The following is a 19,434-nucleotide window of genomic DNA, read 5'->3' on the forward strand; positions in this document are numbered from 1 at the left end:
CGGCGCATCCGGCCGGATCGCGGGCCGAAGGTCATAACGTACGAAATATGATCAAAAGCCATATTGCGTATCTCGCATGCGCCGCCGCGGTCGTCGGTACGGGGCTCGGCGCCGCCGCGCCGAGCCCCGGCTACAAGACCCACGTCGTCCAGCCCGGACAGTCCATCCAGAAGGCCGTGGACGCCGCCCGGCCGGGCGACACCGTCCTCGTCACCCCCGGCACCTACCGGGAGAGCGTCACCATCAGCACGCACGGGCTGATCCTGCGCGGAGTCGGCCAGGACACGGTCATCAAGCCCGCCAAGGCGGTCGTACCGACCACGACCACCGCGCCCGCCACGCAGCAGGCCGCGCGACGGGCCCCGGTCGGCTGCGCCGCGAGTGGCAACGGCATCTGCGTGGTCGGGACGAAGGACAAGAAGGTCCAGGACGTCACCATCGCCTCCCTCACCGTCACCGGATTCGCCAAGTCCGGGATCTCCGCCCTGGCGACGGAACGGCTGACCGTGCGCAACGTCACCGCGGAGAAGAACGGCGTGTGGGGCATCGCCCAGGAGCAGTCGGTGCGCGGCGTGTTCCGGAGCAACACCGCCCGCCAGAACGGCGACGCCGGCCTGTTCCTCGCCAACACCGTCTCGGCCGAGGAAGGCGCCGCGGACAGCCATGGCACAGTGGTCCAGCGCAACCGGCTGGAGGGCAACCGCATCGGCCTCACCGTCCGGCGGCTGCGCAACCTCACCGTCGAACGCAACAACGTCACCGGCAACTGCGCGGGCGTGTTCGTCGTCGGCGACGAGAACAAGCCCCGGGCCGGCAAGGTGACCGTACGCGCCAACCGCATCGTCAAGAACAACAAGTCCTGCCCCAAGACCCCGCGGCTGCCCGCCCTCCAGGGCTCCGGCATCGTGCTGACCGGCACCGAGCGGGCCCTGGTGACCGGCAACACCATCACCGGGAACTCCGGCACCTCCCCGCTGTCGGGCGGCATCGTCCTCTTCCAGAGCTTCGTGGGCGTCACCAACGAGCAGAACCGGATCAGCGACAACGTCCTGGACGGCAACGCCCCCGCCGACCTCGTCAACACCGACACCGGCAAGGGCAACACCTTCGCGAACAACTCCTGCCGGGCCTCGAAGCCCGCGGGACTGTGCTGACGGGCTGACCCCGGTCACCCGTCGACACGAGAGAGGAAGGAGGCGGCGCATGACGACCGCTGAGACTGCCCCACCGCCGTCCATGCTGCTGAGGGAGCTGGTGTTCGGGGCGGCGTGTGCCGCCGCCCTCCGTACGGCGGCCCGCCTGGGGGTCGCCGACGCCCTCGGCGACAGCCCGATGACCGTGGAGGACCTCGCCACCGCGGTGAAGACCGAACCCCGCCCGCTCGGACGGCTGTTGCGGGCCCTGGCCTGCTACGACGTCTTCGCCGAGCAGGCGGACGGGAGGTGGGCGCACACCGACATGTCCCGGCTGCTGCGCGAGGACGACCCGCACAGCCTGCGCTACATCACCCTGTGGTGCACCGAGCCGTGGACCTGGGACGCGTGGCCGCGCCTCGACGAGGCGGTGCGCACCGGCCGCAACGTCGTGGAGGACCTGTACGGCAAGGAGTTCTTCCAGTACCTCAACGAGGACGCCCCCGAATCCGCGGTCGTCTTCAACCGCGCGATGACGACGTCCAGCACGCAGTCCGCGCGGGACGTCGCCCAGCACCTCGACCTGTCGGGGAGTTCCTCCGTCGCCGACATCGGCGGCGGCCAGGGCCATGTGGTGGCGAGCCTGCTGGAGAAGTACCCGACCGTCCACGGCACCCTGCTCGACCTGCCGCGGGTCGTGGAGAACGCCGACCCCCGGCTGCGTCCCGGCGGCGCCCTCGCGGACCGGGTGCGCATCGTGCCCGGCGACTGCCGGGTGGCCATCCCGGTCCGGGCCGACGTCTACGTCATCAAGAACATCCTGGAGTGGGACGACGACAGCACCGCCCGCACCCTGCGCAACGTCCGTGAGGCGGGCGGCCCCGGAGCCCGGGTCGTCGTCATCGAGAACCTCGTCGACGACACCCCCTCCATGCGGTTCAGCACAGCCATGGACCTGCTGCTGCTCCTCAACGTCGGCGGGGCGAAGCACACCAGGGAGAGCATGGCCCGCCGGCTGACCGACGCGGGCCTCGTCATCGACGACGTCCGGCCGGTCAACCCGTATCTGCACGCGTTCGACTGCACGGTGCCCGGCTGAGCACACCGCGTACGCCGCGCACACCACCGGTCGCCGGGCCCGCGAGGTACGCGGGCCCGGCGACCGGTGGCCGAGCCGGGGGCCGGTTCAGGCGCCGGCCTCCCGCTCCCAGCGGTAGAAGCAGTGCGCCATCGCGTCCTTCGGCGAACGCCACGTCGCGGGGTTGTACGCGCTGACGTACGCCGAGAGCCGCTCGCTGATGGCGCGGAACTCCGGATGCCCGGCCGCCTCGGCGATGGCGGGCGCGGGGTCCCGTTCCGACTCGACGAGGTGCAGGTACACGTCCTCGAACTGGAAGAGGCTGCGGCGGGAGACCCCGATGAGGTGCGGCAGCTCGCCCCGGTCCGACTCCTGGAACAGCTTGGCGATGTCGGGCGCCGAACCGGGGGCCATACGGGCGACGATCAGGGAGTGGTGCATCGTCCTGTCCTTTGCGCGGTTCAGTCGGTCAGCGTCGGCACGCGCCGCTGACGCGCGGCCTGCTCGACACGGTCCCGGATCAGCTCCAACTGCACCTTGGAGTTCCGGTTGATGTTGTCGGTCATCCAGGCGTCGTCGACCGGAGCGTCCGGCTTCATCGCGAAGTCCTGCGTCCACACCATCCGGGTGCCCTCGGGCACCTCCTCGTACTGCCAGCGGATGTTCATGTAGGCGAAGGGCCCCGTCTCCACACGGCGGGCCTTGACGCTGAGCGTGTCGCGGTCCGTCTCCCGCTCCGAGACCCAGCTCCACACGGTGCCGTTGTCGTCCGGGTGCATGGTCAGCCGGAACGTGGTCCTGTTCCCCTCCTGGGAGAGGATCTCGGCCGACGCGTACTCGCTGAACAGCCGCGGCCAGTTCGCCACGTCGTTGGTCATGTCCCAGACCAGGTCCAGCGGCGCCGCGATGGTGATCTCGTTCTGCGTGTGTCCGGTCATGTCACGCTCCCGCCATGAAGGCACTGTTGACGAGGTCGAGGAACTGCCGGGGGGTCTTGCAGCGCTCCGCGTCCGGCGGCATCGGCGTCCCGTACCGGTTCTCCAGCTCGCCCACGATGCCGAGCAGCCCGAGGGAGTCGATGCCCAGGGCGTCGAAACCGACGTCGGGCTGCTGCTCCAGCAGGTCGGGGGCGACGGTGATCCCGGCGGACTTCTTCATCAGCTCGGCCAGCTCTTCCACGGTGATGCGGTCACTCATGTGGTTCTCTCCTTTGCTCCGTGACGCCCCGCTACGAGGCGTCGGCGGCGCCGTGCCGCAGCACCAGCGCCGAGTTCGACCCCATGAGGCCCCGGCTGAGGACCAGCGCCGTGCGCAGCTCGGCGGCGCGGGCCCGGCCGGTCACGAGGTCGAGGTCGTGGCAGACGTCGAAGACGTTCGGCGTCGGCGGAATCAGACCGTGCTCCAGCGCGAGCACCGCCGCCGCGACGTCCAGCACGGGCGCCGCGCAGTAACTCCGGCCGATGCCCGTCTTCGGCGCGGTGACCGGCACCCGCCGGCCGTGGGCGCCGAGGACGTCGGCGATCGCCAGCGCCTCGGCACGGTCCGCCGCCGGCACGCCGAGGGCGTCGGCGAAGACCACGTCGATCTCCTCGGGCGCGCACCCGGCCTCCTCCAGCGCGCCCCGCACGGCCTGCGCGAGACCCTCGCGGGACTCCTCCCAGCGGGAGGAACCGGTGAACGTCGCCGCGTGCCCCGCGAGTTCGGCCCGCAGCCGCGCGCCCCGCTCCCGGGCCGAGGTCTCCTCCTCGACGACGAGCATCGCGCCGCCCTCGGCCGGCACGAACCCGCAGGCCGCCTCAGTGAACGGACGGTAGGCGCGCGCCGGGTCGTCGACGGTGCTCAGCTCCTCGTAGCCGAGCTGGCACACCCCCGAGTAGGGGGCGAGGGGCGCCTCGGTCGCGCCGGCCACCAGCACGTCCGTACCGCGTCGCACGGCACGCGCCGCGTGCGCCAGGGCGTCCAGGCCGCCGGCCTCGTCGGAGGCGACGACCGAGCAGGGGCCCTTGAAGCCGCGGCGGATGGAGATCTGGCCGGTGCTGGCGGCGTAGAACCAGGCGATGGACTGGTAGGGCCCGACATAGCGGCTGCCCTTGCTCCACAGCTGTTGCAGCTCCCGCTGGCCGAACTCGCCGCCGCCGGAACCGGCCGCGGTGACCACGCCCACGGAGAACGGCTCCTCACCGGTGTCGGCCCTGCCGAGCCGGGCGTCGTCCAGCGCGAAGTCGGCCGCGGCCAGCGCGAAGTGCGTGAACCGGTCGGTCTGGACGAGGAAGCGCTCCTCGACCGCCGCCGACGGCTCGAAGTCGCGGACCTCGCCGGCCACCCGAAGCGGCAGGTGCTCGCAGCCCTCGCGGGTGACCCGGTCGAGGGCGATGATGCCTTCCTTGGTGGCCTTCCAGAAGGCCTCGGTGCCGGATCCGTTGGGCGCGACCGCGCCGATTCCGGTGACGGCCGCGCGCCGCGTTCGGGGTTCGCTCATCGTGTCCTCTCCCTCGGCCGGGTCAGGATCACCGCGGACTGGAAGCCGCCGAACCCGCTGCCCACGGAGAGCACGTTGGTCAGTCTCCGCTCGCGCGCCACACGCGGGACGTAGTCCAGGTCGCACTCGGGATCCGGGGTCTCGTAGTTCGCGGTGGGCGGCACCACCTGGTGGGACAGGGCCAGCACACAGGCGACGACCTCTATCGCCCCGATCGCGCCCAGCGAGTGACCCACCATCGACTTGATGGAACTCATCGGCGTGTCGTAGGCGTGCCGCCCCAGGGCCCGCTTCACCGCGGCGGTCTCGTGACGGTCGTTCTGCTGGGTGCCCGAGCCGTGCGCGTTGACGTAGTCGATCGCCGTGCCGTCCAGCCGGGCCTGGTCCAGGGCGTGTTCGATGGCCCGGGCCATCTCCAGGCCCTCCCGGGTCAGCCCCGTCATGTGGTAGGCGTTGCCGAACGTGGCGTAGCCGCTGATCTCGCAGTACACCTGGGCGCCGCGGGCCCGGGCGTGTTCGAGCTCCTCCAGGACGAGCACGGCACCGCCCTCGCCCATGACGAACCCGTCACGTCGGGCGTCGAAGGGACGCGAGGCGTGCGCCGGGTCGTCGTTGTTCGGCGAGGTGGCCTTGATCGCGTCGAAGCAGGCCATGGTGATCGGGGATATCGGCGAGTCCGAGGCGCCGGCCACGCACACGTCGGCCCGGCCCTCCTGGATGGTGTGCACCGCGTACCCGACCGCGTCGAGCCCCGAGGTGCAGCCCGTGGAGACGGACTGCACCGGACCGCGCGCCCCGAACTGCTCCGCCACCGTCGAGGCGAGCGTGCTGGGCGCGAACGCGCGGTGCAGATGCGGGCGCGCCTGCTCGTGGTCGACGTCCCAGCGCTGCCCCCGATGGCTGACCAGCACGTAGTCCTGCTCCAGCCGGGTGGTGCCGCCGACCGCGGTGCCCAGCGACACCCCGACCCGCCAGGGGTTCTCCCGCTCCAGGTCGAGGCCGGCGTCCCGCACCGCCTCGTCCCCGGCGACCAGCGCGAACTGGATGTACCGGTCGCAGCGGGCCAGCTGCTCGGCGTCCAGCCCGTGGGCCGCCGGATCGAAGTCGCACTCGGCGGCTATCCGCGACCGCAGGCCCGACGGGTCGAAGAACGTGATGCCCCGTGTCGCGGTCCGCCCGTGGGACAGCAGGTCCCAGAACGCCGGTACGCCGATGCCGCCCGGGGCGACGACACCTATGCCGGTGACCGCCACACGCCTGGTCATGACACGACCTGACGTCGGTCGGCCGCCGCACCCGCCACGGGCACGGCGTCGGTCTCCTCGGTGTCGACGTGGCCGAGCGGCGGACTCGGGGCCAGCGGGCCGAGGTGGAAGACGATCCGCGCCTCCACGTTGCCGACGTTGCGGAAGCGGTGGCGCATGTGGGCCGGGATCATCAGCCCCTGTTCCGGCTGGAGCGGATGGGGGTCGCCGTCCAGGTCGACCTCCAGCTGCCCGCAGACCACGTACACGAACTCCTCGGAGTACGGGTGGTAGTGCTCGGCGATGCGGTCGCCGGGCTGCACGATGGCCACGCCCATGAAACCGCTGGTGGAGCCGACCGTGGTGGGGGTGAGCATGGCGCGCAGATCGCCGCCGCGCCGAGTGTTGGGCTCGACCTCGCTGAGATCCACGATTTTGAGACGGGGTTGGGTCACGACGTCGCTCCGATCGTGTGCTGTGTCGACGGAAGTCGACGGAACGGGAGAGGGCAGGGCCGCCGCGTCCCACGCGCGGGACGCGACGAGTCAGGCGTCGGGTGAACGGCGGTCGGTGACGGGTCGCATACGGGCGTGGTCGAGCAGCAGCGCGAGGGTGCTCGCCGACAGCGCCGACGGGTCGGCGCCGAGGGCCGCCGCGTCGAGCAGCGCGATCGCCTCGCGGGCCTGGGCGGGGTCCGCGAGACCGAGGATCGCCCCGGGGTCGGCGTCGAGGCCGCCGCTCACGTCGACCAGCCGCACCACCACGTCGTCCCGCTGGAAGATCGTGCTGCGCAGCACCGGGCCGCGCGGGTCGTCGGCCGCCGCCTCGTCCTGCTGGGCGAGCAGCTCGGCCAGCCGCAGTCCGCCGCCCGCCCGGGCCGGGTAGTACAGCGCGTGCCGCCGGGCGTCCGGACCGTCCTGGCCCGCCGTGACGTGGTGGACGGCGGGCAGCGCCGCGCGGGTGAAGAAGACCCGCGCGGAGTCGGGGTCGTTGAGGTCCCGGTCCTGCTCCAGATAGGGGTTGATGGCCTCCTCGACGGCCCGCACCTCGGGCTGGCGGGCCACGTGGCGCAGGGCGGCGAGCAGGTCGCCCCGCACCTCGATGGCCCGCACCACCCGGTTGCCGTGCATGAACAGCGAGGTGCGGCACAGCCGGGTGGTGTCGTCGACCTGCGGCTCGGGCGAGGCGTACTCGGACAGCAGCTTGGCGACGGTCTCCTCGCTGCCCGGCCTGACCGTGAAGGTGAGCGCGTGCCGGATCAGGCCGTCACCGATGCGGGGGGCCGTCTGCAGCCGCCGCCCGCCGGGCCGGGCGTGCGCCGCCGGGCCGCCGGTCTCGCGGACGACGTGGAAGCGCAGCGAGCGGGTGTCGCGCACACAGCTGTGCAGCGGCTTCACCATCTGCACGTGCTCCTCGCTGTTCACCCAGGTCAGGAACGGCGGGGCGCTCTCCCACTCGCTGGTGATGAGCCACTGGGAGGGGTTCTCGATCGACTGGCACAGCTGGTCGCTGATGTGCCCGGGCACGGACGCCACCTGGTTGCAGAGCTGCTCGTACGCCTCGAGGAACTGCTGGTGTGCTCCGTCGTGGACATCCACGAGCAGGACGACCCGGAGCCTGGAGCCGTCGAACACGGACTGGGAGACGTGGTGCGACACCTGTCGCGTCGGCGTCTCGGAAGCGGTGAGGGGCGTGGTGGTCATCCTGCGCACTTCTCCTTAGCGGGAGGGGAACGAAGCGGACTGCGGCCTCGGCGCTGCGACGTGAGCGTGTCTTGATCATTGGCCGGTCCCCTCCGGCGCGCGACTCCTATGGACTACCCGGGTGACCCGCGGCGGGCCCCCGGCCTCGGCCGGCCGAGGCGGAGGGCACCGGCGGGGACGGACCGCGAGGGCCCGCAGGGTGGTTCAGCCGAGTGACAGCGCCGTGGTGAGCACGAGACGCAGCGTCGACTCGGCGTCAGGAATGGCGCCGGGGGAGCGCCAGGCGACGAACCCGTCGGGCCGTACGAGCACGGCCCCCGCGCGCGTTGTGCCGTGGACCTCGTTCCACTCCACGCCGTCCTCGGGCGTCAGATCGCCGTCGGGCCCGGCCCCGACGCGGTACGACACGAGGGGGAGGGACATGCGTTCGGTGAGGCGGGTGGCGGCCTGGTGCCATCCGTTCGGCTCAGTGGCGTCGCTGAGCAACACCAGGGAGCGCTCGTACAGATCGAGGGTGGAGATCCGCTCGCCCCGATGACGAACCCACAGGTGGGGGGCCCTGCTGCCGGGCTCGCCGGTCAGCGCGAGCTGCTCCGGGACGACCGGGCCGCCGGGGTCGGCGCCGACGACGGCTCCGCTCGGGTAGCGGTACCCGAGCGCCACGTTGAGAATGCCGCGCTGGGGTGATCCGCCGGCGGCGCCGGGCGGCGGTGCGAAACCGGGATGGCTGTGCTCGGCCGAACGGACGGCGGCACGGGCGCTGGTCGCCTCCGCCACCGGGCGGCGCTCCAGGTCGTAGGTGTCCAGCAGTCCGTCGCCCGCCCAGCCGCCGAGCACCGCGGCCAGCTTCCAGGCGAGGTTGTGGGCGTCCTGGATCCCGGTGTTGGAGCCGAAGGCCCCGGTGGGGGACATCTCGTGCGCCGAGTCGCCCGCCAGCAGGACACGGCCCTTGCGGTAGCTGCGGGCGACGCGCTGGGCGGCGTGCCAGGGCGCCTTGCCGGTGATCTCCACGTCGAGGTCCGCGTCCCCGACCGCTCGGCGGATGTGCGTGGCGCACCGCTCGTCGGTGAACTCCTCCAGGGTCTCGCCGTGTTCGGGGTGCCAGGGGGCGTGGAAGACCCAGTTCTCGCGGTTGTCCACCGGCAGCAGGGCGCCGTCGGCGTTCGGGCTGGTCAGGTAGCAGACGATGAAGCGGCGGTCGCCCACCACGTCGGCGAGGCGACGGGAGCGGAAGGTGATGCTGACGTTGTGGAACAGGTCGCCGGGGCCGCTCTGGCCGATGCCGAGCTGTTCACGGACGGGGCTGCGCGGGCCGTCGGCCGCCACCAGGTACCGCGCGCGGATCGTGGTGTGCTCCCCGGTCCGCCGGCTCTTGACCACGGCGGTGACACCGTCGCGGTCGGTTTCGAACGACATCAGTTCGGTGGAGTAGCGCAGATCACCGCCGAGTCGCGCGGCGTGATCGAGCAGGACGGGTTCCAGGTCGTTCTGACTGCACAGGCACCAGGACGTCGGGCTGAAACGGGCCAGGCCGCCGCCCGGGTCGATGTCCTTGAACAGCCACTCGCCGGCGTCGCCGACCAGTCGGGGCGCCTGCAGGATGCCGTGGTTGTCGGCCAGCGTCGCGGCGGCGCCGTGGATCGCCGGCTCGACGCCGGCCACCCGGAACAGCTCCATGGTGCGGACGTTGTTGCCGCGTCCCCGGGGATGGATGGACGTACCGGCATGGCGCTCCACCAGGACGTGCGGCACTCCCAGCCGGCCCAGGAACAGCGAGGTCGACAGTCCCACCAGGGAACCGCCGACGATGAGGACCGGGACCTCATGGGCCGTGGGGCCGGCTCGGCCGGCTCTTTCGTTCATCAGTCGCCTCCAGCGCATCGTGTCCGCCGGCTCGGCCGGATCCGGCCGGCGACGTTCATCCATGCCCCGCGAGACACACGCCGTCCCAGGCCTTCACCCGAGGACGTGAACGAACCGGACCTCAGCTCCGGCCGGTTTCTCTCCGTCGGCTCATCGGCCGGCCCCCGCCCGGCTGACCTCTGTCATGACCGGCGGGCGGTCCGGGCCGGCGACGAACCGGCGGCGCAGCCATCGTTCGGCGGGATGTTCCACGCAGTGGTAGGCCAGGGCCGCGGCGGCCAGGCTGACGGTCAGCACGCCCGCCCAGAACACCAGCGTCTCCGTGCCGCGGGAGGGCTTGCCCCACTCGAACACGGCCACCCGGATCACGATCTCGTGCAGGAGGTACCAGGCGAACGACCAGTGGCCGAGGCGGATCGTCCACGGCCCGCCCAGTCCGGTGCGCCTGCCGTCGAGGTCGGCGCGGGCGGCGGCGCAGATCAGGGCGGCGAACAGCGGCGCGGACAGCCACTGGGAGGCGGTGTAGGGGCTGTACCAGTAGGCGTCCGGTACCGCGTCCGACCAGGGGATCAGCACCAGGTGCCAGGCGATGACGAGGGCGATGGCCACCGGCAGCGGCACGGGTGGCCGCCAGCCGCGCTTGAGGGCGAGGCCGGCCACCACGCCGAGCACGAACTGCAGGGACCGGGTGAGCGGCAGGTAGTCCAGGGCCCAGGTGCGGGTGGTGGGCTCCAGACCGGACAGGGCGGGCCACAGCACGAGGGCGGCGCAGGTGACGGCGACGGCCGTCCACAGCCAGACCCGGGCACGGCGGCCCGCGAGCAGCGCCAGCAGGGCGGGGAAGAGCAGATAGAACCAGGCCTCGTCACTGAGCGACCAGGCCGCCGGATTGCCCCCGGTGAACATGACGGGCTGCGGGAACCAGGCGTGCGCCAGCAGCAGCGTCGCCGCCACGGCCTTCAGCGACACGGCCTTGCCCATGGCGGCCCACACGGCGACGGACGCCCCGACGCTCACGGCCAGCAGCGGCCAGACGCGGGCGAAGCGCCGCCACAGGAAGACCCGCGTGGGCACCCGGGCGCCGTCGTAGGTCCAGGCGAGGACGACGCCCGACAGGACGAAGAAGAACGTCACCCCGCTGCGGCCGTACCAGACCGCCTCGCTGAGTCCGGGAACCGGTCCGACCTGACGGGAGAGGTGGTAGAGGACGACGAGGGCAGCCGCCCAGAAACGCAGTCCGGTCAGTGAGGGCAGCCGGTCGCGGCCGGTTCCCGGTATGGGGCTCAAAGACGGTCCTTCAGCTGGTCACTCCGCACGAAGGTGCGAGGTTAACACCGGCCCGGTGGCCTCAGGCGGCGAACACCCTGCCGTCCCTCACCAGGTAGCGGGCCGGCTCGGAGCAGCCGACGGAGGGGGTGATCAGCAGGCTCACCGTGAGCGGCGCGGGTTCCGTGCCGGCGGTGGAGAACTGGCAGACGGCGCCCGTGCCGGTGAGCGGGTACCAGAACCAGCCGTCCACGTCGCCGACGGTCACGCGGTCGGACTCCTTCCAGGCGCCGCCGTCGCGCGTGTAGACCTGGAGGCGTACGGAGGCGGCGTACTCGTCCTCGGCCGACCGCAGCGCGGTCAGGGTGATCCGGTAGTCGGAGCCGAGGACTGAGGAGGCGATCCGCCGTTTCTGCGGCGCGGCGCCGTCCGCGTTCGAGGCGCCCGCGCCGGCGCCGGCGAGCGCGACCGCCATCAGGGTGGTGAGAGCCGCGGCCGTGCCGCGACGGATACGAGTCGGCTTCATGGATGTTCTCCCTGTTGCACCCGGTTGGACCGGAAAGTCGGATTGTTCCGTTCATCAAGGAAGACATACCGCGCGGCCCGGTGGTTGCACGCACACGTCCCGGCGAACCGGCCCAACCTTCGGGCGGCTCGTGCGTCTTCCTTCTCGGGGGGTGTCATGGTGTCCGAACATCAGATCGCTCATTTCCTGCGCGAGCTGGCGGGAGCCGGAGACGCGCACAGACGCGCCGCGGCCGCCAAGGGGCTGGGGCGGCTCGGCGGCGTCGAGCACACGGCCGTCCTCGTCCGGGCCGCCCGTGACCCGGAGCCGGAGGTACGTGCGGCGGCGGCCGTGGGACTGGGGAGACTGGGCGCGCGACAGGCCGGCGCCGAGGTGCTGCCGGCGTTGCTGGACGACCCGGACGCGCGCGTACGCAGGAGGGCGTCGCTCGCCGCGATCCGCCTGGACCTGGACGGCCCCGACGTCAGGAAGGCCTTCGCGCGGCTGCTGCGCGACCCGGACCACCATGTCCGGATCAACGCCGTCACCGGGCTGGACGCGCTGGGCACGTTCGGGGACGCGGCGGCGTTGACGGAGCTGCACGGCGATCCCGACGTCGCTGTGTGGGGGCGCGCCCGCGGTCTGCTGTACCGGTTCGCGGACGACCCGGCCGTCGAGGCGGAAATGGTCCGCACGGCCCGGGAAGGCGTCGGCGCGGCCCGCGCCCGGGCGCTGGACATCCTGCCGTCCCGCTTCACCGAGCCGCTGCTCGACTCCCTGTTCACCGGGCTGCGTGACCCGTCGGAGCAGGTGCGGGCGGCGGTGGCCGGCCGGCTGCTGGGCGTCGATTCCGCCGCGGCGCGCGACGCGCTGGTCGAGGCCCTGGAGCGCGAGACGGACCCGAGGGCGGCGACGGTGCTGCTCCACGGCCTCGGAGGGCACGGCGAGCGGCGCGCGACCGACCCCGCGGTGCGATGGCTGGCCGATCCCGAGGCCGGACGATGGGCCGCGGACGCCCTCGGCGGCATCGGCACCTCGGCCGCCGCCTCGCACCTGCGATCGGCGCTGCACGACCGCACCCTGCCCGGCGCCACCCGGGCGGCCGTCGCCGAGGCCCTCGGACAGGCGCGGACGTGGGACGCCGTCTGGCTGCTCCTCCCCCTCCTGGACGACGCCGACCGCTCCTTGCGCGTCGGAGCGCTCAAAGGCCTGGGGACGCTGGTGAGGCGCGGGCTGTGGCTGTGGGAACGCCATGCGGTGACCCAGGCCCTGGTCGCCCACCTGGAGTCCGAGCGGGACGACCCGTGGCACGCCCGCAACGCGCTCGACGGCCTCGCCCGGGCCCTGCCCGCCGTGCGCCGCCTGGCCGACGAGTCACCCTCCGGGGAGGTCAGGGCCGCCGCGCTGTCGCTGCTCGACGTGACGGACGCCGACGACGACATGGCCGTCGAGGACGTGCGGCGCTGTGTGCGGGGCCTGGACGATCCGTACGAGGCGGTCCGCTACCGGGCCGTGATCGGCCTCGCCCGGTGGGTGGAGCTCACCGGCGCGCCGCCGCCGGACAGCGACGGCGTGCACGAGCGGCTGGCGGTGCTCGCCTCGCACCCTTCCGCGCGGCTGCGGCGGGCCGCCGCCGACCTGCTGGACACCCTCGGCCCGGCCGCGCCCGCATGACGAAGGAGCGGGCGGGGCCGGGCCGGCGCCTCAGGGCGTGAGACGGCCGCCGATCGACCGGGCGACCTCGGTGTGCGACAGGTACTCCCCGATGTTGTGGGCCCGGTCGCGGGCGTTGACGACGGCGAGGTCGGTCAGACCGTCCGCCCAGTCGTCGCCCAGCGGGCAGCCGATGGACACCGCGTCGGTGGGGCACCACACGTTGAGCCAGTCCGCGACCTTCTCGGGACGCTTCGGCCCGCCGACGAGCAGCCGGCTGTACACGCTGTCCAGGCCGAGCGGACTGCCCGCCGTCGTGAGGTGGACGAGGCTCACGCCCGGGGACAGCCGGGTGGTGAGGTCCAGGCCGACGACCGTGCCGAGGCTGTGGCTGACCAGGACGACCTCTCCCGAGTCCGGCATCGTCTCCAGCACGCAGTCCAGGACCTCCTCCCGCACGGGCCGGTCGTCGAGGTACGCGGCCACGTCCCGGAAGATCAGGGCGATCGCCCACGCGTCGAGGTCGCTGCGGGCCGCCAGCCAGCTCAACTGCCGCTGGAGAGCCCCGACCAGGTCACCGCCGAAGCGTTCGGTGGCCAACTGGCTCTCGGGCGGCAGGTACCACTTGGCGGCCGCCTCGCCGAGGATCTCCTCGTACACGGCGTGCGCGGAGGGCGTGGTCGGCGCGACGACCTCGGCCGCCGTCGCGGTCGGCGCTTCCACGATCCGGGGGACGGCCTCGTGCGCGGTGAGGGACCGCGCCAGCCGGTCGCCGTAGTAGGGGAACCAGACGTCCTCCGGGTCGAGCGCCGGCAGCCCGGCGCGGACCAGCCCCTGGTTGAGTCCGGCGGCCCATTCGCGGCGCAGCCTGACGGGGTCCTTCCCCTGCTGGGAGCGCCCGTGCAGGAAGACCAGATGCCGGTCGCCGCCGAACGCGCCGGCCCGGGCCCGCAGCCCCACCCGCACCTCGGCCCGCTCGGCAGCCGGGCTCGGCACAGTGGCGGCGGGCGGGCTCGGCACAGTGGCGGCGGGAGGGGGAACGGCGGAGGGGGCCGCGACCGCGCCGACGGGGGCCGTGCCGGCCAGTCCCGACTCCGGGCCCATCTCGGCCAGCAGCGCCCGCTGCGCGGCGGTGAGCGGCAGACCGGCGATGTGTCTCAGCACGGAGCTGACGCGGGCGCCCTCGTTGGCCACCCAGTCGATGGCGTCGTCGCCGTCCCCGTGCCGCCAGACCTGCCCGTCGCGGCGCAGGACGCGTCCCCGGTCGTCGGTCCTCGGCACTCCGCTGTGGTGGAGGGCGACGACCTCCCACTGGTCGTTGAAGACCGGGGAACCCGAATTGCCGGGCTCGGTGTCCGTCCTGTAGTGCAGGAAGTCGTCGAGCCGCACCTGGAGCACGTTGTCGCGTACGGCGATCTCCTTCAGACGGCCCATGGGGTGGCCGATGACGTTGACGGGTTCGCCGATGACCAGCTTGCCCAGCTGGGCGCTGAGCCGGTTCCAGCCGAACGTCTGCCCGGGAGGCCGCCGGTCCGGGCCGGGCGCGACCAGCACCAGCGCGTAGTCCAGGCGCCGGTCCGCCGCGAAGAACGCGTCGGGGTCGAGTTCCAGCCGGGTCGGCGCCTGCGGGGTGTTGTCGACGGTGACCTGCGCCTCGAACTCCACGAAGCACTGCCGGGCGGCGTCCGCGTCGCTGAGCACGTGATGGTTGGTCAGCAGCAGGCTCGGCGATACCAGGAACCCGGTGCCGATCGGCAGCTCGCGGCCGTTCTCCCGTACCGAGATCCGGGCCACCGTCCGTGCCGCGCGGGCGCCGCGCGGCAGGAAGCTCCAGGCCTGGAGCTCCTTGGACACGCCGAGGATGCGCTCATAGGCGGCGGGAGCGCTCAGCGGCTCCGCGCGGACGGCCTCCACGATCAGCGCGGCCGGTACCGCCTGCTGGCCGAGCAGCCGCGCCGCGCGTGCCGCGAGCGCGTCCTGCGAGTCCGGGAAGGCGACCCCGGCGTCCTGCTGTTCCTCGACCGCCCGACGCGCCTCACTGGTCTCGCCGTACCGTGCGGCGGCGGCCGCCGCCTGGCGTTCCCGCTCCTCGCGGGCCCGGTCCGTCGTTGCCATGTCAGGTCCCCGTCCTCGCGGCGGTGTGCCACGGCACGAAGGCGTTGGTCAGCCCCGCGAGGGCCGTACGCAGCTCCGGGTGGTGGCGCAGCAGCACCGTGATCATGCTGTTGTCGTCGATCCAGGCCATGCCGGCCTTGGAGTACACCTCGGGGGTGTAGTGGTCGGTGAAGAAGCGGTCGCTGTTCAGACGGCGTGAGGCCATCAGGACGAAGATGCGGAACGCCGTGTCGCTGAACGCGAATCCGGCCGGCAGCCGCTCCGCGTACAGGCCGACCATCAGGTCGACCTTCTCGATGTCGCTCTCGTAGAGCCGCTCGATCTCCTCGGCCCACGCCGGATCGGGCGTCAGCTCCGCGAAGTTCCGGGCGGGCTTGAGCCGCAGCAGCCGCCGGAACTCGTTGTAGCGGGGGACGCCCAGCTCCCGCGAGCGCAGGATGTCGGTGGCGGCCAGGTCCTGCAGATGCCCGTCCGGACGCTCGAACTCCTGGAGGAACCGGGGGAAGTTGTGCAGGGTGACCAGTCCGGGAGGGAGCGTGCCGAAGCTGTAGAGCAGGTCGGCCGTCTCGGTGGTCTCCAGGACCTTCAGCGCGCCCGGCCCCGAGATGTCGCGGAGGGTGCAGTGGCGCAGGGTCTCGTCGTCGGCGGCGGAGCGCAGATGCCACTCGTCACGGATGAGCGGGTGCATACGGTAGACGGCGACGAACTCCTCGGTCAGGGAGTACGGCACACCGTAGTGGTCGCTCTCGCCGCCGGGGATGCCGCTGACGACCTCGCTGTCGCTGATCCGGCCGAACAGGTTGTGCACCCGCTCGCCCGCGAGGCCCCACCAGTTGGCGCGCAGGGCCTTGACGGTGGTCGGGTGGCTGATCACGGCCGGGGTCCACTCCACGGTGTGGATCTTGGCCAGGAGCGCGGCGTTGACCAGCCGGGCACGCTGGAACAGCTCCTCGTCGCCCCACGACGGGTACGCGCCGTGCAGGTGGTCGCAGATCGCGTTGTGCTCCCGGGCGAACAGGTTCTGCATCATCGCCAGCCCCAGCCAGAAACCGGGCACCCGCGAGGGGTCGCGGGAGGGGTCCGACGGGAACGGGGACTGCTCGTCGTCCCACAGATGCAGCTTGCCCAGCTCGCCGGTGCGCATCAGACGCTGCTCGGTCTCGTTCGTCCCGTAGATCTGCGAGGCGTCCCACCAGTGGGAGGAGACGTTGACGCGGGTGTCGGGCGTCCCGGGGGGCGCCGCGGGGTCACGGGTGGGATCGTCCGGCGTCCGCATGATCCGCATCGGCTGCTCCGGCCACTGGTCGTCGTCCATCAGCGGCACTTCCCAGGGCCGGTCCGTGGGGCTCGTCCCATGGCTGAACCAGTCGCGGATCATGAACTGGAGCCAGGCCGCGACCAGGGAGTTCACCGACTCGGCCGGGTTCAGCTGGTGGCGGGTGAGCAGGGCGCGGCTGACCTCGCGCGGGCTCGGCCGTGACAGCACGTCCTCGGGTGTGGCGCGGGCGATCCGGTCCAGCGGGATGTTGCGGCCGAAACGGGTGCCGGCCATGCCCATCCGCGGCTCGTCGAGGTCGTTGTGGCTGCCGTCGGCGGTCCGGTTGACCTTGTGGCTCCCGGACGGGGGCGCGGGATCGGGCAGATCGACCGAGGGCAGCCGGCCGGTGTCGTGCAGGTTCTTCTGACGCAGCCTGACCCGCAGTCCGAGGAGCGTCAGCAGGCCCGGCAGGACAGGCAGCCTGTCCCAGCCGATGCGCCGGTCGACGTACTCGGCGCCGCCGGTGATGATCCGCCAGGGCAGGGACGTACGGTATGCGGCGGTGGAACGCCGTGCGGCGTGTCGTTGCTTGCTCATCGCGGTACTCCTTGGCTGGCTCCTGGTCGGTTCGCCATGGCGGGGAGAGGACGGGAGGCGGGGCGGGCGGGCCGGTTCAGGCGCGGGCCGCGTCGCGGAGGATCACGTCGCTCGCCTTCTCGCTGATCATGTAGATGGGGACGGCGACGAAGAACCCGGGGATGCGGGGGAACACCGAGGCGTCGACGATCCGCAGCCGGTCCGTCCCGCGCACCCGGAAGTCGCTGTCGACGACGGCCGAGGGGTCGTCCGCCCGCCCCATCCGGCAGGTGCAGGACGCGTGGTGCCCCCAGGCCTCGTCCCGCACGAAACGGCGCACGTCCTCGGGGCCGTCGACGTCCGGGCCGGGCCACAGCTCCTCGGCGATCACGGACCCGGCCCTGCGGTTCATGCCGCGCACGAACTCCACGGCCCCGGCCATCGCGTCGAGGTCCAGCTCCTCCTTGTCGGTTCCCTCGGCGAAGTAGTGGAAGTTGACCAGCGGGGTGTCCCGGGGGTCGGTGGAGCGCAGCCGCACCCGGCCGCCCGTGTTGTGGGTGCGGCTCTTGAGGACGACCCAAGTGAAACGGTCCCGGTCGCGGGTCAGGTCGAGCGAGTAGCCGGGGCGGTAGCCGCGGAAGTCGAACGGCCCGCCGAAGACGAACAGGTCGGGGGCGTCCAGCTCCGGGCGGGACTTACGGGTGATCCCGACCACGGCGCCGTTGGTGGTGTACAGGCCCTCGCCGCGCAGCCAGGCCCGGTAGCAGCGGTCCGGCTCGGTACCGGGCCGCGGCGCGTGGAAGTCGCAGTCCTTGATGACGGGGAACTCGCGGTCCATCCGGCTGACCACGCCCACCTCGTACCGGTCCTGGAGGTGCGCGCCCACGCCCTGGAGGTCGACCCGTACGGGGATGCCGTGTCGCCGCAGTTCCTCTCGCGGTCCGATGCCCGACAGCATCAGCAGCTGGGGCGAGTTGAAGGCCCCCGCGGCCAGGATCACCTCGCGGGAGGCGAGCACCCGGCGCGGCACGGGCTGCGCGCCGGCGGGCCGGCTGCGCGGGTCCGCGCGGTAGGCGTGCGCCTCGTCCAGATAGTCGACGCCCCTCGCCGCCCCGCTCTCGTCCAGCACGACCCGGGCCGCCAGGGCGTGCGTCCGGACCTCCAGGAGGTCCGGACGATCGCGCTGGACCGCCCGCACGCGTTCGCGTACGGCGCTGCGCCGTCCGCCGGCCGTGGAGAGCGGGATCTGCCACAACCCTTGCAGGGCCCGTGTCTGCACCAGCCAGTCGTTGGGGTCGACGAGGGAACCGAGCCCCTCCAGCGGGGACAGCGGCCGGTCCAGGAAGTCGGCCAGCGCGCTCTCCGCGGCGGACAGGATCACCTTCAGCAACTGCTTGTCCTGGACGATCAGTTCGGGGTCGGCGAGCGCGGTCGGCAGCCAGCCGTCGAAGCCGTGCCGGGCCGTGTTGCGGTACCGGCCGGCCGTGAAGGGCAGTGCCTTCAGCAGCGCCCGCAGCAGCGCGTTTGCGGGCGGCTCCTTGGGCCTCGGCCGGTACGTGCAGCGCTCCATCCGCTCGAAGTACCGGCGCATGGCCGTGCTGTGCCAGCTCGCGTCGCCGGTCTCGTCCGCGATCGCGTCCCAGTCGCGGTTGTACGGATAGACGGTGATCAGCGCGTGGTGGGCGGTGCAGCCGCCGACCGTCCCCGCGCGCGGGTAGAGGATGCCCGCCTCGGGGACGAGCTTGCTGTCGCGCCGGTGCTGCCGCTCGTCCTCGTAGTGCCGCACGTAGTAGTTCCAGCACTGGACGGGGTCCTCGGAGGCGTCCGCGTGGAAGGCGGGCACGAGGTAGGTGTCGTTCTCCTCGGCGCCGCCCGCGTCGAGGAGCAGGGTGCGTCGGCCCGCCGCGGCGAGGTTGGCCGCCAGCGGCCCGCCGCCCGCGCCGGCACCGACGACGACGTACTCGAATCCCGCCTCGGCCGGGGGAGCGGTACCGGGGTCCGCCGTCACTTCCCCTTCCCCCTGGCGGAGTTGGCGCGGGAGGTGGCGGCGGTGGCCAGGACGGTGTTGGTGGCCGAGATGAGCGTGGTGAGCGCCGCGGTGCGCGGTGGGAGCCGGCCGCTGAGGCCGAGCATGGCCGCCGTGGCGGTGTCACTGGCGTGGATCAGGACGCCTTCGCGCAGATCGTCCCGCAGCCGCTCGCCGTGATGGGTCAGCAGATCGAGACCGAGCAGGACCGTACGGATGCCGAAGAGCCGGAAGGCGTAGAGGGCCGCCGGACTGTGCGGCTCGTGGTGCGGGTCGAGACGGCGGATGAGCAGGTCCGGGGCGAGCAGTCCGGCGGCCCCGTTGACCACGCGGATGCCGCCGAGCGCGTAGACCGAGGCAGGGCGGGGGAGGGCACGCTTCAAGGCCATGATGTCTCCAGAAGGTGCGGTGACGCCGTCGGCGACGCGCGAACCGCCGCCGAACCCCCCTCACGGAAGAGGAAATCCCCTCAAAACGCTCCAGACACCATGCTATGAGTGACGCCGCTCGGCTGCACCTCGGGATCGGGCCCGCG

The 19,434-nt window shown here is 72.6% G+C and carries 17 protein-coding genes; 3 read left to right on the forward strand and 14 right to left on the reverse strand.

The genetic code is table 11. The features are described 5' to 3' along the window. The first annotated feature begins 47 nt into the window (after nucleotides 1–47). On the forward strand, nucleotides 48–1,154 hold the full coding sequence (locus ALMP_RS13805) for a nitrous oxide reductase family maturation protein NosD (RefSeq protein WP_264927499.1): 1,107 nt from the start codon (nucleotides 48–50) through the stop codon (nucleotides 1,152–1,154). A 49-nt stretch (nucleotides 1,155–1,203) separates the two neighbouring features. Then, nucleotides 1,204–2,232 carry a methyltransferase gene (locus ALMP_RS13810; protein WP_264927500.1) on the forward strand — a complete coding sequence of 343 codons (1,029 nt, stop codon included), beginning with the start codon at nucleotides 1,204–1,206 and terminating at the stop codon, nucleotides 2,230–2,232. A gap of 87 nt (nucleotides 2,233–2,319) precedes the next feature. Here the strand turns inward: ALMP_RS13810 and ALMP_RS13815 are convergent, their stop codons facing one another. From ALMP_RS13815 to ALMP_RS13860, 10 genes are all read right to left on the reverse strand, one after another. Next, nucleotides 2,320–2,652 (reverse strand): TcmI family type II polyketide cyclase, encoded by a 333-nt coding sequence (locus tag ALMP_RS13815; protein WP_264927501.1) that lies wholly within the window; start codon nucleotides 2,650–2,652, stop codon nucleotides 2,320–2,322. A 20-nt stretch (nucleotides 2,653–2,672) separates the two neighbouring features. Continuing rightward, nucleotides 2,673–3,149, reverse strand: coding sequence for an SRPBCC family protein (locus ALMP_RS13820; RefSeq protein ID WP_264927502.1), 477 nt, complete (start codon nucleotides 3,147–3,149; stop codon nucleotides 2,673–2,675). A 1-nt stretch (nucleotide 3,150) separates the two neighbouring features. Beyond that, on the reverse strand, nucleotides 3,151–3,408 hold the full coding sequence (locus tag ALMP_RS13825) for an acyl carrier protein (protein WP_264927503.1): 258 nt from the start codon (nucleotides 3,406–3,408) through the stop codon (nucleotides 3,151–3,153). A 31-nt stretch (nucleotides 3,409–3,439) separates the two neighbouring features. Next, complete coding sequence (locus ALMP_RS13830) at nucleotides 3,440–4,690, reverse strand: ketosynthase chain-length factor (protein WP_264927504.1); 1,251 nt, start codon at nucleotides 4,688–4,690, stop codon at nucleotides 3,440–3,442. Further along, nucleotides 4,687–5,955, reverse strand: coding sequence for a beta-ketoacyl synthase (locus tag ALMP_RS13835; protein ID WP_264927506.1), 1,269 nt, complete (start codon nucleotides 5,953–5,955; stop codon nucleotides 4,687–4,689). The genes ALMP_RS13830 and ALMP_RS13835 overlap by 4 nt, the downstream gene beginning before the upstream one ends. Further along, nucleotides 5,952–6,365, reverse strand: coding sequence for a cupin domain-containing protein (locus ALMP_RS13840; protein ID WP_264927545.1), 414 nt, complete (start codon nucleotides 6,363–6,365; stop codon nucleotides 5,952–5,954). Before ALMP_RS13840 ends, ALMP_RS13835 begins: the two co-directional genes overlap by 4 nt. Nucleotides 6,366–6,479: 114 nt before the next feature. Then, nucleotides 6,480–7,637, reverse strand: a complete 1,158-nt coding sequence (locus ALMP_RS13845) for a SchA/CurD-like domain-containing protein (protein ID WP_264927508.1) — start codon at nucleotides 7,635–7,637, stop codon at nucleotides 6,480–6,482. 204 nt (nucleotides 7,638–7,841) lie between these two features. Continuing rightward, entirely contained in the window at nucleotides 7,842–9,500 is a 1,659-nt protein-coding gene (locus ALMP_RS13850) for an FAD-dependent monooxygenase (protein WP_264927509.1), read from the reverse strand. A gap of 150 nt (nucleotides 9,501–9,650) precedes the next feature. Further along, complete coding sequence (locus ALMP_RS13855; RefSeq protein WP_264927510.1) at nucleotides 9,651–10,787, reverse strand: acyltransferase; 1,137 nt, start codon at nucleotides 10,785–10,787, stop codon at nucleotides 9,651–9,653. Between the two features lie 61 nt (nucleotides 10,788–10,848). After that, nucleotides 10,849–11,292: a hypothetical protein gene (locus ALMP_RS13860; protein WP_264927512.1), complete on the reverse strand. Its 444-nt coding sequence runs from the start codon at nucleotides 11,290–11,292 to the stop codon at nucleotides 10,849–10,851. A gap of 156 nt (nucleotides 11,293–11,448) precedes the next feature. Between ALMP_RS13860 and ALMP_RS13865 the strand changes: the two genes are divergently transcribed. Next, a complete protein-coding gene (locus ALMP_RS13865; protein WP_264927514.1) occupies nucleotides 11,449–12,945 on the forward strand; it encodes a HEAT repeat domain-containing protein in 1,497 nt (498 codons plus the stop codon). 30 nt (nucleotides 12,946–12,975) lie between these two features. Here the strand turns inward: ALMP_RS13865 and ALMP_RS13870 are convergent, their stop codons facing one another. The 4 genes from ALMP_RS13870 to ALMP_RS13885 all read right to left on the reverse strand — a co-directional run bounded on the left by ALMP_RS13870 (nucleotide 12,976) and on the right by ALMP_RS13885 (nucleotide 19,288). Next, nucleotides 12,976–15,039 carry a serine protease gene (locus ALMP_RS13870; protein WP_264927515.1) on the reverse strand — a complete coding sequence of 688 codons (2,064 nt, stop codon included), beginning with the start codon at nucleotides 15,037–15,039 and terminating at the stop codon, nucleotides 12,976–12,978. Nucleotide 15,040: 1 nt separating this feature from the next. Beyond that, nucleotides 15,041–16,894, reverse strand: a complete 1,854-nt coding sequence (locus ALMP_RS13875; protein WP_264927516.1) for a peroxidase family protein — start codon at nucleotides 16,892–16,894, stop codon at nucleotides 15,041–15,043. Between the two features lie 76 nt (nucleotides 16,895–16,970). Beyond that, on the reverse strand, nucleotides 16,971–18,881 hold the full coding sequence (locus ALMP_RS13880; RefSeq protein ID WP_264927518.1) for a GMC family oxidoreductase: 1,911 nt from the start codon (nucleotides 18,879–18,881) through the stop codon (nucleotides 16,971–16,973). Beyond that, nucleotides 18,878–19,288 carry a hypothetical protein gene (locus ALMP_RS13885; protein ID WP_264927520.1) on the reverse strand — a complete coding sequence of 137 codons (411 nt, stop codon included), beginning with the start codon at nucleotides 19,286–19,288 and terminating at the stop codon, nucleotides 18,878–18,880. The genes ALMP_RS13880 and ALMP_RS13885 overlap by 4 nt, the downstream gene beginning before the upstream one ends. Between the last annotated feature and the right edge of the window lie 146 nt (nucleotides 19,289–19,434).

Source organism: Streptomyces sp. A012304 (genome assembly GCF_026008495.1).
Lineage (GTDB): Bacteria > Actinomycetota > Actinomycetes > Streptomycetales > Streptomycetaceae > Streptomyces.